11 protein-coding genes are annotated in these 14105 nt (G+C 73.3%); 5 read left to right on the top strand and 6 right to left on the bottom strand.

Going from position 1 to position 14105, the window contains the following annotated elements; all coding sequences use genetic code 11:
• Window positions 1–73 precede the first annotated feature (73 nt).
• The 5 genes from C7C46_RS14165 to C7C46_RS14145 form a co-directional block, all read right to left on the bottom strand.
• Window positions 74–1450 (bottom strand): DUF4331 domain-containing protein, encoded by a 1377-nt coding sequence (locus tag C7C46_RS14165; protein ID WP_110669492.1) that lies wholly within the window; start codon window positions 1448–1450, stop codon window positions 74–76.
• 107 nt (window positions 1451–1557) lie between these two features.
• Window positions 1558–1869, bottom strand: a complete 312-nt coding sequence (locus tag C7C46_RS35005; RefSeq protein WP_110669490.1) for a hypothetical protein — start codon at window positions 1867–1869, stop codon at window positions 1558–1560.
• A 373-nt stretch (window positions 1870–2242) separates the two neighbouring features.
• On the bottom strand, window positions 2243–3013 hold the full coding sequence (locus C7C46_RS14155; protein ID WP_110669488.1) for an amino acid ABC transporter ATP-binding protein: 771 nt from the start codon (window positions 3011–3013) through the stop codon (window positions 2243–2245).
• A gap of 13 nt (window positions 3014–3026) precedes the next feature.
• On the bottom strand, window positions 3027–3941 hold the full coding sequence (locus tag C7C46_RS14150; protein WP_425470064.1) for an ABC transporter substrate-binding protein: 915 nt from the start codon (window positions 3939–3941) through the stop codon (window positions 3027–3029).
• On the bottom strand, window positions 3938–5110 hold the full coding sequence (locus C7C46_RS14145; RefSeq protein WP_110669486.1) for an LLM class flavin-dependent oxidoreductase: 1173 nt from the start codon (window positions 5108–5110) through the stop codon (window positions 3938–3940). The genes C7C46_RS14150 and C7C46_RS14145 overlap by 4 nt, the downstream gene beginning before the upstream one ends.
• A 558-nt stretch (window positions 5111–5668) precedes the next feature.
• Here C7C46_RS14145 and C7C46_RS14140 point away from each other — a divergent pair.
• The 3 genes from C7C46_RS14140 to C7C46_RS14130 all read left to right on the top strand — a co-directional run bounded on the left by C7C46_RS14140 (window position 5669) and on the right by C7C46_RS14130 (window position 9861).
• A complete protein-coding gene (locus tag C7C46_RS14140; protein ID WP_110669484.1) occupies window positions 5669–6577 on the top strand; it encodes an amino acid ABC transporter permease in 909 nt (302 codons plus the stop codon).
• The gene (locus C7C46_RS14135) at window positions 6574–8475 is read left to right on the top strand and encodes an FAD/NAD(P)-binding protein (protein WP_110669481.1); all 1902 of its coding nucleotides are present in this window, start codon (window positions 6574–6576) and stop codon (window positions 8473–8475) included. Before C7C46_RS14140 ends, C7C46_RS14135 begins: the two co-directional genes overlap by 4 nt.
• A 528-nt stretch (window positions 8476–9003) precedes the next feature.
• Window positions 9004–9861 carry a glutathione S-transferase C-terminal domain-containing protein gene (locus tag C7C46_RS14130; protein WP_110669479.1) on the top strand — a complete coding sequence of 286 codons (858 nt, stop codon included), beginning with the start codon at window positions 9004–9006 and terminating at the stop codon, window positions 9859–9861.
• Window positions 9862–9882: 21 nt separating this feature from the next.
• Here the strand turns inward: C7C46_RS14130 and C7C46_RS14125 are convergent, their stop codons facing one another.
• On the bottom strand, window positions 9883–10647 hold the full coding sequence (locus C7C46_RS14125) for a neprosin family prolyl endopeptidase (protein WP_110669477.1): 765 nt from the start codon (window positions 10645–10647) through the stop codon (window positions 9883–9885).
• 199 nt (window positions 10648–10846) lie between these two features.
• Between C7C46_RS14125 and C7C46_RS14120 the strand changes: the two genes are divergently transcribed.
• Complete coding sequence (locus tag C7C46_RS14120) at window positions 10847–12238, top strand: tetratricopeptide repeat protein (protein ID WP_110669474.1); 1392 nt, start codon at window positions 10847–10849, stop codon at window positions 12236–12238.
• Window positions 12239–12369: 131 nt separating this feature from the next.
• Window positions 12370–14022 carry a purple acid phosphatase family protein gene (locus C7C46_RS14115; protein WP_110669472.1) on the top strand — a complete coding sequence of 551 codons (1653 nt, stop codon included), beginning with the start codon at window positions 12370–12372 and terminating at the stop codon, window positions 14020–14022.
• Window positions 14023–14105: the final 83 nt, after the last annotated feature.

Genomic DNA, 14105 nt, shown 5'->3' with positions numbered 1-14105 from the left:
GGCGCGGGCGGGGCGGGGGCTGCCGCCGGGCGGCGGCGCGGGTGCTCGGGACACTCGCGCCGCGCCGCGACGGTCAGTTGGACGGGTTGTGGTAGCCGTCGTACGGGACACCGAGGTAGGGGAAGGTGTCCAGGTAGGGGTTCTTGACGTCGGCGGGGGTCAGGCCGTCGGTGATCGCGCTGGTGGCGGCGTCGGGGGTGAAGGAGGGGTCGACCAGCGGCAGCGTCAGGCCGGCCACGGCCCGCAGTTCGACGGTGACGACGTCGTCGAAGACCCGGCGGCCGTTGGGGAACCCGGCCGCGTCACCGGCCACCAGGCCCAGGATGTTGGGGTTGGCGGCCGGGGGGACGGCCACGTTCAGGCGGAGCATGTCGGCCTGGGTGTCGCCGGTGTAGTTCTGGAACCCGGGGACGACCCCGCTCGGGATGCCGGTCAGCAGGATCGCGAGCAGGTCGGCGCGCGGCTTGGTGTACCCGGCCAGGTTCGGGAACACGCCCGGGTAGAGCACCGGCAGGAGCTTGGCGAGCTCGGGGGTGGCGACGTACTGGGCGAAGTTCTTGTCGTCGGCCGGGGGCTGCGAGTTCCACAGGTCCTTGCGCCCCATCGGGACGAGGACCTCGTTGAACAGCGGGTTGCCCAGCCGCGAGACCTGGACGAAGGGGCCGGAGGAGGTGTCGTGCCCGGTGGTGTTGATGACCCGGGCCTGCCGGCGGGAGGCGGTGGTCCACACGCCGATGGTGGCGTGCGGGTCCAGCACGTCGCCGGGCTTGCGGCCGCCACAGGTCAGGTCGGTGATCGGGACCTGCAGCGCGATGCTGTGCACGTTCAGGGCCTTGGTGGTGTTCACCCCGGGCGCCGGCTGGGTGAAGGCGGGCATCACGTGCAGCTGCTGGAACGGCCGCAGGGTGCCCAGGTCGAAGATCGCCCCGAGGTCGACGTAGAAGCCCTCGGCGCGCTGGCCCGCGAAGACCTTCCGTCCGCCCTCCAACTGGTGCACGGCCGCATCGGCCAGCGCGGCGTAGTCGGGGGTGGAGAGCGGACCGATGTTGCACGGCGGGCAGGCCAGGCCCTCGGCCAGCACGCGGCGCCGGCCGTCGGCCTCGACGCGGGTGACGGTGAAGGTCTGGCGGCGGTTCCAGTTCGGGTCGTCCAGCGCGGTGATCGGGCCGGTGTTGTACAGGAAGGAGTCGGGGTTGCGGACCTCGACCGCGAAGCGGAACTCGTAACTGACGTCCGGGCGGCCGTCGTTGTCGTTGTCGATGTGGATGGCGTAGAGGACGTCGTCACCGAACTCGTAGAAGTTCGGGCCGCCCGCCGGGCCCTGCAGCGGGAGGTAGTTGGCGATCAGCGTGACGGTGTCGCAGCTGTCGGGGCTGACGAAGGCGTAGACGTCGGTGCTGTCGGCGACCGGGTCCTTGGAGATCTCGGGGGCTTCGCGGTGGGACGACACTGGTACCTCGCTGTGGGGGTCGGGTGGGTGGGCGGACAGGAGTTGCCGGCCGGCTCCCGCGGTGCCGCCGCCGGGAGCCGGCCGGTGTGGAGAGAGCTTCGGGGTCCTCAGCCGAGGGCGCGGACCAGGGCGGCAGCCAACTCCGGGTCCTGGACGCGGTGGTGGCGGTCGCCGCTGAACAGGTCGAGCCGGCCGGTGCGCGCGTCCCGCAGGTGCACGATCATCGGCTCGAAGTGGTCGACCGGTGCGGGGCCGGCCGGCTGGTCCTCGGACCTGCCGTCGTCGGCAGCGGCGGGCGCGGCGCCGCCGGCCAGGGTCACCGCGAGGCCGGCGGCGCCGATGGCGGCGGCCTGGCGCATCAGGTGACGGCGGGACAGGCCGTCGGACGGTGTGGCGGCTGCAGGGGTGTCCAGGGACATGGATTCTCCTCCGAATCGCGGGAACGACGTGGGCGGGCCGCCGGCTCGGGCAGGTCTGCCGCCCGCAAAGGTGGACGGTCCCGTCGCGGACGATGCGGGGACGGGACGAACGATTGAAGGTGACGCCCTGGCCACAGGCGCTGCAGGCGGTCAACCGGAAGTGAATTCGGGAACCCTACGGCCGGTCAAGGCGACGCGCACCCGCACCCGGCGAGCTTGCACCGGTCGGCTCGACGGCGGTGCGGACCGGCGGCCGGTGAGCCGGCCGCGAGCACGCCGACGGGCCGTCGTACGACACCTGCCGTACGACGACCCGTCAGCATCCGCAGCGCGGGCGCGAGTGAACGCTCGCGCCGAAGCGGGGAACCCCGGCTCACCGGACCTTCGCGAGGAAGGCCCGGGTCCGCTCCTGCCGGGGATTGTCCAGGACCTGGTCGGGCGGGCCCTGTTCGACCACCACCCCGCCGTCCATGAAGACCACGGTGTCCGCCACCTCGCGGGCGAACCCGATCTCGTGGGTGACCACGATCATGGTGGTGCCGGAGTCGGCCAGGTCCCGGATCACGTCCAGCACTTCGCCGACCAGCTCGGGGTCGAGCGCGGAGGTGGGCTCGTCCAGCAGCAGCACCTTGGGCTCCAGCGCGAGCGCACGGGCGATGGCCACCCGCTGCTGCTGGCCGCCGGAGAGCCGGCGCGGATAGGCGTCGGCCTTGTCGGACAGGCCGACCCGGTCCAGCAGTTCCCGGGCCCTGGCCCGGGCGGTGGCCCGGGGCCGCCGCAGCACGCCGACCGGGGCCTCGACCAGGTTCTCCAGCACGGTCAGGTGCGGGAACAGGTTGAAGTCCTGGAAGACGAAACCGATGCCGGTGCGCTGGCGCAGCACCTCGCGCTCGGGCCGCTCGCGGAGCCGGCCGCCCTGGTACCGGTAGCCGATCAGCTCGCCGTCGACGGCGACGAACCCCCGGTCCAGCTTCTCCAGGTGGTTGACCGCCCGCAGCAGGGTGGACTTGCCGGAGCCCGACGGGCCCAGCACCGCGGTCACCGAGCCGGCCGCGACCTGCAGGTCCACCCCGCGCAGGACCGCCAGCGGGCCGAAGCTCTTGTGCACGCCCCGGATGTCGACCATCACGTCGTCAGTGGGCATCGCGCGCTCCTCCTCAGGGGTGTTCGGGCGGGCTGATCAGGGACTGCGGGACGGCGGAGCCGGTGACGCCCCACTTGCGCAGGATCCGGTCGTATGTGCCGTCCTTGATCAACTGGTTGACGGCGGCCTGGAACGCGGGGGTGAGCGGAGAGCCCTTCTTGAAGGCGAAGCCGACGTCGAGCCGGTGGAACTCGCCCAGGAACCTGGTGCCGGAGGCGGGTTGGGCGGCCTGGTAGCGCAGGCCGTTGATGGTCGACATGACGACGTCCACCCGGCCCTGCTGCAAACTGGTCAGGATGGCGGCGGTGTCGGAGAAGACCTGCACCTGGTACGGCTTCTTGCCGGCGGCCGCGCAGACGCCCTTCTTGGCGTCGAGCGTGCTCTGGAAGGTGGTGCCGGCGCCGGTGCCGACGGTCAGTCCGCAGAGCTGGAGCAGGTCGGTCACCGGCTGGACGGCGGTGTTGTCCTTGCGCACCGCGAAGCCCTGGCCGTCGTCGATGTAGGTCACGAAGTCGATGGTCTGGAGCCGGGCCGTGGTGACCCCGAAGTTGCCGGTCCCCACGTCGAACTTGCCGCTGCCGAGCGCGGGCAGGATGCCCTCGAAGGCCGCCTCCTGGCGGTCCACGGTGAGGCCGAGCACCTTGGCGACGGCGTCGGTGACGTCGATGTCGACGCCGGCCGGCCGCTTGGTCGCCGGGTCCGGGTAGAAGGCGGACGGCGGGTAGCCGAAGGAGCTCCCCACCCGCAGGGTGCCGGCCTGGCGGACCTCCGCGGGCAGCAGGGCCGCGACGGCGTCGACCCGCTGCTCGCCCGAGACCACGTCAGGTGCGGAACTCGGTCTAGGCGCAGGGCTGGTGGAACCGCAGGCGGTGAGCAGCAGGGCTGCCGCGGCGGCGGCCGCCGCGAGGCCGAGCAGGGGGCGGCTCACGCCTGGAGCGCGATCAGCTGGTGGCGGTCCTGCTCGGCGCGGGCGGCGCGTTCCGCGGCCCGCTCGGCGTCCCGCTTGGCGACCTCCTCGCGGACCAGCGGGATGACGTACCGGCCGAAGTCGATCGCGTCGTCCAACAGGTCGTAGCCGCGCGCGGAGAGGATGTCGACGCCCAGGTCGTAGTAGTCGAGCAGGGCCTGGGCCACCGTCTCGGGCGTGCCGACCAGGGCGTTGGAGTTGCCGGCGCCACCGGTGGCGGCGGCGGTCGGGGTCCACAGCGCGCGGTCGTAGCGCTCACCGGCCGCCGCGATCTCCAGCAGGCGCTGCGAACCGGTGTTCTCCGGCCGGAAGCTGCCGTCGGCCGACGGCCGGTAGCGGCGGCGGGCCAGCTGGTCGCCGCTCGCCTTGCGGGCGTTGATGGCGTCCACGGTCCGGTACGCCTTCTCCCAGGCCAGTTCCTCGGTCGGGGCGATGATCGGGCGGAAGGCGACCTGGATCCGCGGCAGGTCGGTCCGACCGGCCGTGCGGGCGGCCGCCCTGACCGCCTCGATCTGCTCGGCCGTGCGTGCCAGCGGCTCGCCCCACAGGCAGTAGATGTCGGCCTCGGCCGCGCCCGCCGCGTAGGCGGCGGGGGAGGAGCCGCCGAAGGACACGCCGGGCCGGGGCTGCTGGACCGGGAAGACGTCGGAGACGAAGTCCCGGAAGCGGTAGTACTCGCCCTCGTGGTCGAAGGGCTCGGTGCTGGTCCAGGCGCGCTTGACGATCCGGATGTACTCCAGGGTCCGGTCGTAGCGCTGGTCCTTGGTCAGGAAGTCGCCCTCCCGCTGCTGCTCGTGGTCGTTGCCGCCGGTGATGAAGTGCACGGTCAGGCGGCCGTCGCTGATCTGGTCGAGGGTCGCGAAGGTCTTGGCGGCGAAGGTGGGGTAGGAGACGTTGGGCCGGTGGGCGAGCAGGATCTGCAGCCGGTCCAGCTTCGCGGCCAGGTAGGCCGCCGCGGGGGCCGGGTCCGGCGAGCCGGCGCCGTAGGCGAAGAGCACGCGGTCCCAGCCGTGCTCCTCGTGCGCCCGGGCCAGCCGGAGCGTGTAGTCGCGGTCGAACGCCGCGGTGGTGCGGGAGTTGGTCTCCGAGCCGTCGCCGGTGGCGGCGATTCCCAGGAACTCGACAGGCATGGCGGTGCGCCTTTCGGGGCGGAGCGATGCTGAACTCGCCGACGGCGGCGGGCAGTCGGCGGGCAGCACGGAAGACGGGAGGTGCAGTGCGGAAGACGGAAGGAAGGGTGCGGGTGATGGCCGGTCAGCTGGAGCGAGCGGCGGTGGGGTGGCGGCAGCGTGCGCCCGGTACCCGTGACGGCCGGTCCGGGGAGCGGACGGCGGACGGGGTGCTCGGCCCAGGACGGGGGAACCGAGGGAGGTCTCCGAGGGAGAAGGGGCCGATCAGGCGGCCCGCTGCCGGGTCAGCCGCGACACGCCGCCGACCACACTCGACCGAAGTCGATGTGGTCGCGGGTGACCAGGGGCTCCACGGCGTTCATGGCGTAAGTGGAACAGCGAACCCCACCGTTCGTCAACCATGGCCAGGCCGAGACCGCTTGACAGCATGCCTGCGCACACGCGTACGATCGTAGGCGGAGCGAGTGAGCAACGGGCCTGGTGCCCGCCCGTGTTGAGGGACACGGGTCGCGTGATGGCAGTCCGTGACCCGCCGCGCCGCTCTGGAGTCAAGCCGCCATGGCCACCTCGCAGGATGTCCTGCCCGTCCCCGCCCACGCCGCCGCCCGGCCCGAACCGCTTCCCGACCCCGGTGCCCCGATCGTCGCCCGCCGCCGCCCGGGCCGGGTGCTCACCGCCGTGCTGCTGGCGGTGGCGGCAGCGGCGGTGCTGGAATCGCTTGCCCGCAACAGCGCCTTCCAGTGGGCGGTGGTCGGGCACTACTTCACCTCCACCGCCGTCCTGGACGGCCTGCTGCTCACCCTGTGGCTGACCGCCGCCACGCTCGGCGCCGGCTTCCTCCTCGGCACCCTGCTGGCGGTCTGCCGGATGTCCGACAACCCGGTGCTGCGCGGCCTGAGCTGGGCCTACATCTGGGTCTTCCGGTCGACCCCGCCGCTGGTGCAGCTGCTGTTCTTCTTCAACATCGGCGCGCTCTACCCGACCCTGAGCCTGGGGCTGCCGTTCGGCGGGCCGCAGCTGCTGCACGCCAGGACGGTCAACCTGCTCGGGCCGACCCTCACCGCGGTGATCGGACTCACGCTGCTGGAAGCCGCCTTCGCGGCCGAGGTGGTGCGCGCCGGGATCCTGTCGGTCGAGCGCGGCCAGCTGGAGGCCGCGCAGGCGCTCGGGCTCGGCCGGCTGCGGGTGCTGCGCCGCATCGTGCTGCCGCAGGCGATGCGGGTGATCGTGCCCGCCGCCGGCAACATGCTGATCAGCGCGCTCAAGGGAACCAGCATCGTGAGCGTGCTGGCGGTGCACGACCTGCTCTACTCGGTCCAGCTGGTCTACAACCAGACCTACCAGATCATCCCGCTGCTCACGGTCGCCACCCTCTGGTACCTCGTGGTGACCAGCGTGCTCGCCGTCGGGCAGCACTACCTGGAGCGCCACTTCGCCCGCGGTGAGCGCTCGGGCGGTGCGGCGTGAGCACCCTGGTCATCGTCGGCGCGGGACCGCGGGCGACCGGCCTGCTGGAGCGCCTGGTCGCCAACGCGGCCGAACTGCTGCCGCGTGACCGCCCGTTGCACGTCCACCTGGTCGACCCGTACCCGCCGGGTGCGGGCCGGGTCTGGCGCCACGCACAGTCCCCGCTGCTGCGGATGAACTCGATGGCCGAGGACGTCACCATGTTCACGGACGCCGGCTCGACCATCGAGGGGCCCGTCCGCCCGGGCCCCTCGCTCGCCGAGTGGGCCGCCCGGATGGCGGAGTTCGCGCCGTACCAGCCACCCGAGGACCCCGGGGTGGCCGCCGAACTGGCCGCCCTCGCGCCGACCGACTTCCCGACCCGGCGCGCGCAGAGCGCCTACCTGGACTGGGTGTTCCGCCGCACCCTGGCCGAGCGGCCGGACCGGCTGACCGTCACCGTCCACCGGGCCACCGTGGACTCGGTCACCGGGACGCCCGACGGCCCGCAGCAGGTCCGGCTGGCCACCACCACACTGCTGGCGGACCAGGTGGTGCTGACGCTGGGTCACCTGGGCTCCGAACCCGAGCCGCGGGACCAGGCCATGGCGGACTTCGCCGAACGGCACGGCCTGTTCCACCTGCCGCCCGCCTTCACCTCCGACGCCGACCTCAGCGGCCTGGCCCCCGGGGAGCCGGTGATCGTGCGCGGCTTCGGGCTGGCCTTCGTCGACCTGATGGCGCTGCTCACCGAGGGCCGCGGCGGCCGGTTCGAGCAGGCCGGGACCGGCCCGGCCGGGGCCGAGCTGGTCTACCGCCCGTCCGGGCGCGAGCCGGTGATCCACGTCGGCTCCCGGCGCGGCGTCCCCTACCGGTCCAAGACCGGCTACCGGCTGCAGGGTCCGCCCGCGCCGCTGCCGCGCTACTTCGACGCCGCGGCGGTGGACGGGCTGCTCTCCCGGCCGCACCCGCTGGAGTTCAGGCGCGACGTGTGGCCGCTGATGGCCAAGGAGATCGGCCTGGGCCACTACCACGAGCTGTTCCACGCCCATCCCGCACGTACCACCGGCTCCTGGGCGCAGTTCCTCACCGCCTACGACCAACTGGACTGGTACTCCCCGGCGCTGGCCCGGCTGCTGGCCGCCGCGGTCCCCGACCCGGCCGACCGGCTGGACTTCGAGGCGCTGGACCGACCGCTGGCCGGGCTGGAGTTCGACTCCAGCGAGCAGTTGCAGAAGCACCTGCGGGCCTGCATCGCCGAGGACGCGGACCGCCGGGCCGACCCCGCCCACAGCGCCGACCTCGGGGCCTTCCTCGCGCTGCTCTCGCTCTTCGGCCAACTGCCGAGGCTGGTCGCCTCCGGCCGGCTCGGCGCCCGCTCCACCGCCACCGAGCTGGACGGCTGGTGGACCGGCTTCTTCAACTACCTCGCGTCCGGGCCGCCCGGGTTCCGGCTGCGCCAACTGCTCGCACTGGCCGAGGCGGGCGTGGTGCGCTTCCTCGGCGCCGACCTGCGGGTGACGGCGGACGAGGCCACCGGCAGCTTCCTGGCCACGAGCCCGAGCGTCCCTGGCCACCAGGTGCGCACCAGCGCCCTGATCGAGGCGTACCTGCCGCGGCACGCGACGGCCCGCACCGACTCACCGGTGCTGCGCGCACTGCACCGGGCGGGCGAGCTCGCCGAGGAGGTGGTCACCGACAGCACCGGCACCCACCGTTCGGGGCTGGTGGCCGTCGACCCGGCCGACGGCCGGATCCTCGACCCCAGCCTGGGCGGCCGGCCGCACCCCCGGCGCCGCGCGCTCGGCCCGTACGCCAACGGCCGCGCCTTCGCGGCCTTCGCCCGGCCGGCCACCAACGCCCCGGTCTTCCGGCAGAACGACGCGGCGGCCCGGGCGATCCTGCGCAGCCTGGTCTAGGCCTGTCTTCACATTGGCGTCGTCGCGGGCAGACGGCAGTGTGAAGACAGGCCCCAGGGGTGTGCGGCGATGGACTGACGGGACGGGGTGCACCCGTCGGCCGACCGCCTGCAGCCCGGTGCGGTCCGAGACCTGACATTCCACAGGATGAGACACGACCGATCCGTCCGGTCCAGGCGGTTGACGCGGTCCGGTGCCGGGCAGAGACTCCTGAGCAGGAATTCCCCAAGCGTGGGCGGGAGAGCCGTGAGGCGAGCGGAGCGGGCCAGCGACGGCGCGGCTCACGCGATCCGGCAGCTCCCCGCGCTGACCTGCCGTCGCCACATCGACCTGCAGCGGGTGTGCAGCAGCCTGGCGTGAGCGCGCCCCGTCGGGCCGTCGATCCCCCGAGCCCCCGAGCCCGGCCGTGCCTTGTGGTGCCGTGCCGCCGGCCGAGCACCGGCGGCCGCCGTTCCTTCCTGAGTCCCGTCCCCTTCACCCGCCCGCCGCCTCGCGCTTCCGCGCGCACCCTCGAAGCCTGGGAGACTCATGTCCGCCCCGCACCCTGCCACCGACCCCGCCCTGAGCGGCCGGATCGGCCGCGACGCCCGCAGCGGCTACTACCCCGTGCCGCACCGCTACCGCCTGCACCTCGCCCTGTCCTGTCCGCACTGTCTGCGGATCGCCGTCACCCACAGCCTGCTCGGCCTCGAGGACGTCATCGAGGTGACCCTGCTCCCGGCGCTGCCGGACGCCGGTGCGGACGGCTACGCCGAACTGCGCCCGCTGTACGAGGCGAGCTCGCACCGCCACCCCGGGCCGGCCCTGCCGCCGGTGCTCAGCGACGACTGGAGCGGACGGACCGTCAGCACCGATCCGGCCGGGATCCTGGCCGACCTGGCCGAGCGGTTCGCCGGACCGGGCCACGGCGCGCACGCCCCCGGGGCCGCGGTCGCGGCCGCCGACCGGCGGTACGAACGGAGCATCAGCGAGCCGGCCCAGCGCGCCGGCCGGGCCGACGCGGACGAGGGCGAGCGCGCGGCGGCACTGTGCGGCCTGCTGGACGGGCTGGCCGGCCTGGAGCGGCGCCTGTCCGCCCGGCCGTACCTGCTGGGCGACCAGCCGACCCTGGCGGACGTCGGACTCTGGGTCACCCTGGTGCAGTTGGACACGGTGCACCGCTGGCACCTGGACGCCGCCGCCGTGCACCGGATCGCCGAGCACCCGCAGGTCTGGGACTACGCCCGCCGGCTGGCCGGACACCCGGCCTTCGGCCGCCACCTGGACCTGGACGCGATCACCCGCCGTCACCACGCCGCCTGCCGGGGCCGGGAGGCGGCCGGCGCGGCGATGCAGATCGTGGACTGGGCCGAGCACGCCCGGGCCCGGGCCCGGCACGGCGGCTGAGCGGTGCGGCCCGATGGCGCGTCAGCAGCCGCCCGGGCCGCCCAGGCGGAAGGAAGTGGCCCCGACCGCGCCGAAGTTGTAGGAGGTGGGGTCGGAGGCCGTGACGGTGAACCGGGGCTGGTCCGCGGAGCCGTACAGCTGGTAGCCCGATATCCAGGAGGACCCGGACCGGCTACCGAAGGTGCCGTCGCCCATCTGGGTGCAGCTGGTCTGGCCGTCGGCGGCCACCTCGCCGAAGGCGGAGATGATCTGGGCGGTGCCGAAGGCGCCGTTCCAGTCGCTGCCGGGGAAGTAGCCGATGGGCGAGCCGTTGAGGTACGCCCACCAGTTGCCGTTGCTGTTCCACCAGGCGAGCCGCACCGGGCTGCCCGGGGTCAGCGCCATTCCCGGGCGGGCCGTGCCTGAGGTCTGCACGAAGCCGGTGTTGTAGTCGGTGGGTTGGCCGTTGATCCAGTGGAAGACGAACAGGTGGGGCCGGTAGTCGCCGTTGACCTGCGGGTCGACCGTCCAGCCGATCTCGACGGTGTTGCCGCTGGCGGTGCCGCCGGCGCTCTGCAGGGCCAGCTCCTGGAGCGAGTGGCCGTCGGCGGCCACGTTCGCCGGGTCCGCCACCTGCATGGTGACGGCGGCTCCGGTCGCGGTGGTCTGCTGGCGCCCCGTCACATAGCTGAAGCAGGCGCCGTACCAGCACTGGGCGGCCTGGGCGCTGGTGGCCGGGAGCAGGATCGTCGCGGCGAGGGTGGCGGCCGCGAGGGCGGCGCCGGCGGTGCGCGGGTTGCGGAGCATGAGGGTCCTCCTGTGGGGGTGGCGCGCGGAATCGTGGGGGTGGTTCGGCGGGGCCCGGGCGGCAGCTGGCGATAAATATCGCGATAACTCCAGTTACTGCGGGAGTTAAGCTAGGCCATGCCCCGGTGCCCCGCAAGACCTCGGGCGCCGCGTGGTAGGAGTGCGAGCAGGAACGTGAACCGCCCGAGGAGGCCCCGCGATGTCCGTCCCCACCCCCGGTGAGCCGCCCGCCGACCAGGTGGGCGCGCGGCTCCAACGCCTGCGCACCGAGCGCGGGCTGACCCAGCGTGCGCTCGCGGAGCCGGGGTACACCGCCGCGTACGTCTCCACCGTGGAGGCGGGCAAGGCCCGGCCCTCCGAGGCGGTGCTGCGCTACTTCGCCGACCGCCTCCAGGTCAGCTACCAGGAACTGGTCAGCGGCGTGCCGGCCGGCCTGCGCACCGAGATCATGGACGGCATCGCCGAGGCGAACCAGCTGGTGGACGGCGGCGAGGGCGCGGCCGGCGAACAGCTGCTGGCCGAGCTGACGGAGCGGGCCACCGGGTACGGGATCACCGACCTGGTCGCCGAACTGCACACTGCCCGGGGTGCGCTGCTGCTGCGCCGCGGTGCGCTGGCCGAGGGGCGGGAGGAGTTCGAGCGGGCCGAGGCACTGCTGGCCGACCAGCCGCTGCCGGCCCGGGTCCGCGCCGTCCGCGGCCGGGCGACGGCGCACTACCTGGAGGGGGACGTCCGCTACGCGTGCTACCTGCTGGAGAGCACGATCAACGAGCTGAACGGCGGCGGCCTGCCGGACCCGGGCTCGCTGATGCTGCTGTACGCCGCGGTGATCGGGCCCTACCTGGAGCTGGGCGCCCTGGAGCGCGCCACCAAGGCGGCCGGCCTCGCGCTCGACCTGGCCCCCCGGGTGGCGGACCCGCCGGCCGTTGCCGCCCTGCACCGCTCCGTCGCCCGCACCCACGTGGCGCACGGGCGGTACGCCGAGGCCGAGGCCGCGCTGGTCCGGGCCCAGGAGGTGTACCAGCAGTGGGGTATCCGGGTCGAGTTCGCGCAGTGCCACTGGATGCGCGGCTACCTGGCCGCGCAGCAGGGCCGGTTGGCCGAGGCCGAGACCGAGCTGCGCACGGCGGCGCGGATGCTGCGGGAGAGCGGTGCGGCCTTCTACGCGGTCCAGGTGGAGGTGGAGCTGGCCGACGTCCGGTGGCGGCTCGGGCACACCGCCGAGGCCGAGGAGTTGCTGGGCCAGCTGCTGGCGAGTCTGGGCCCAGGTCGCGGCGCCGTCCACGCGGCGGCGGCCCACCGCCTGCTCGGCCTGATCCGCGATCGCGCCGACGACCCGGCGGCGGCCGAGCAGCACTACCGCACCGCCCTCGAGCTGCAGCGCGAGGCGGACGTCACCGGCGACCTGGCCGACACCGCCCGCCTGCTCGGCGACCTGCTCGACCGCCAGGGCCGCACCCGCGAGGCGGTGGCGGCGTACCGCAGCGGCCTGCTGCGGCTGGCCCGGCCGGGCACCACGACGCTCGGCCCGGCCCCGGTCCCGCCGCCGGTCCCGGACACGGAGCGCCACCGGGCGCCCACCCTGCCGTGAGAAAGTGCGTGGCGCACGCGGACGACGCGGTCCAGCTGACGGCTGCTCACCAAGTGTTCGATTCCGGTTCACTGATGGGAAGGGATCCCGCCACGCTGTGCCAGTGTGGTGGAATCATGGATATTCCGAACATGGGTGTGCCCGCCAAGCTTGCTGACCGCATGAGCATGGCGGAGCAGCACGAGTACCTGCGCAGCAAGCTCTCCCGGCGGCGGATGCTGCGCGGCAGCGCGATCTCGGTCGGCGCCCTGGCCGTCGGCGGGGTGCTCGGCAGCGGTACGGCCTCGGCCGCCGCCCCCTCCTCGCCGACCCTGCTGGGCGACGCCGCCGCGGCCGTGGACGGCTCGCAGGTGGTGCCGGTCGGCCGCCACCTGCAGTTCGGCCCGGAGCCGGACACCCAGTTCCGGATCTCCTGGCAGGTGCCGGTGCCGGTGAAGAAGCCCTTCCTGCGCTACGGCACCACCCCGTGGGACCTGAGCCACAAGGTCGAGGCCGAGCTGCGCCCGCTGCACACCCCGGCGCTGGTGCCCGGGCAGACACCGGTGGACCAGTACTACCTGCACGTGGCGCTGGAGGACCTGCGTCCCGACACCACCTACTACTACGGTGTCGGCCACCAGGGCTTCGACCCGGCCACCAAGCAGGCCGTCTCCACCCTGGGCACCTTCCGCACCGCCGCCTCGCGCGACCACCGCTGGGGCAAGGTCTACGAGCCGTTCACCTTCACGGCCTTCGGCGACCAGGGCGTCAGCGCCCACGCGGCCGCCAACGACAACGTGATCCTGGCGCAGAACCCCAAGTTCCACCTGCACGCCGGCGACATCTGCTACGCCGACCCCAAGGGCCAGGGCCTGGACGCCGACAAGGACGCGTACAACGCGACCACCTGGGACGCCTTCCTGGTGCAGACCGAGGCCGTGGCGGCGAAGATCCCGTGGATGGTCTCCTACGGCAACCACGACATGGAGGCCTGGTACTCGCACAACGGGTACGGCGGCGAGGACGCCCGGTGGTTCCTGCCGGACAACGGCCCGGACCCGCGCGTCGCGCCCGGCGTGTACTCCTTCCGCTACAGCAACGTCGGTGTCATCTCGCTGGACGCCAACGACGTCTCGTACGAGATCCCGGTCAACCTGGGGATCACCGCGGGTCGCCAGACCAAGTGGCTGGAGCGCCAGCTCAAGGACTTCCGCAACGACGAGACCATCGACTTCGTCGTGGTCTTCTTCCACCACTGCGCCTTCTCCACCACCACCGCGCACGCCTCCGAGGGCGGCGTCCGCGAGGCCTGGGTGCCGCTCTTCGAGAAGTACCGGGTCGACCTGGTGATCAACGGTCACAACCACGTCTACGAGCGGACCGACGCGATCCTGGGCAACAAGGTCTCCAAGGCGATCCCGAGCGGCGCGACCCTGGACCCGCAGAAGGACGGCGTGGTCTACGTGACGGCGGGCGCCGCCGGCCGCAGCCTGTACGCCTTCGGTGCCCCGCAGACCTACGAGGGCCACGAGAACCCGGTCGAGGCGGTCAACAGCTTCTACTTCGCCAAGGGCCAGCAGAAGGTCACCGAGACCGTCGAGTGGTCGCGGGTCCGCTACCTGGGCTACTCCTTCATCAAGGTCGACGTGACCCCGGCGCACCTGGGTCAGAAGTCCGAGATGAAGGTCACCGCGCTGACCGAGACCGGCCAGCAGATCGACCACTACACCATCGTGCGCAAGGTCGGCGAGGGCTGGGACAGCAACTCGGACGACGACGGCCAGGGCGGCGGCTGGGGCTGGTAGCCCCGGCAGCGGGCCGGTGACGGGCGCCGACTGACGGATCGTACGCACGGACCACCGGCCGCGGCCGAACGGCTCCCCGGGGA

The sequence above is a fragment of the Streptomyces tateyamensis genome (genome assembly GCF_003205575.1).
GTDB lineage: Bacteria > Actinomycetota > Actinomycetes > Streptomycetales > Streptomycetaceae > Kitasatospora > Kitasatospora tateyamensis.
This window is presented reverse-complemented; position numbering and strand designations above follow the sequence as displayed.

Bases quoted from the DNA above. Each gene is read 5' to 3' on its own strand.
- C7C46_RS35005 (WP_110669490.1), bottom strand. From the start codon at position 1,869: ATGTCCCTGGACACCCCTGCAGCCGCCACACCGTCCGACGGCCTGTCC.
- C7C46_RS14125 (WP_110669477.1), bottom strand. From the start codon at position 10,647: ATGCTCCGCAACCCGCGCACCGCCGGCGCCGCCCTCGCGGCCGCCACC.
- C7C46_RS14155 (WP_110669488.1), bottom strand. From the start codon at position 3,013: ATGCCCACTGACGACGTGATGGTCGACATCCGGGGCGTGCACAAGAGC.
- C7C46_RS14145 (WP_110669486.1), bottom strand. From the start codon at position 5,110: ATGCCTGTCGAGTTCCTGGGAATCGCCGCCACCGGCGACGGCTCGGAG.
- C7C46_RS14115 (WP_110669472.1), top strand. From the start codon at position 12,370: ATGGGTGTGCCCGCCAAGCTTGCTGACCGCATGAGCATGGCGGAGCAG.
- C7C46_RS14120 (WP_110669474.1), top strand. From the start codon at position 10,847: ATGTCCGTCCCCACCCCCGGTGAGCCGCCCGCCGACCAGGTGGGCGCG.
- C7C46_RS14130 (WP_110669479.1), top strand. From the start codon at position 9,004: ATGTCCGCCCCGCACCCTGCCACCGACCCCGCCCTGAGCGGCCGGATC.
- C7C46_RS14140 (WP_110669484.1), top strand. From the start codon at position 5,669: ATGGCCACCTCGCAGGATGTCCTGCCCGTCCCCGCCCACGCCGCCGCC.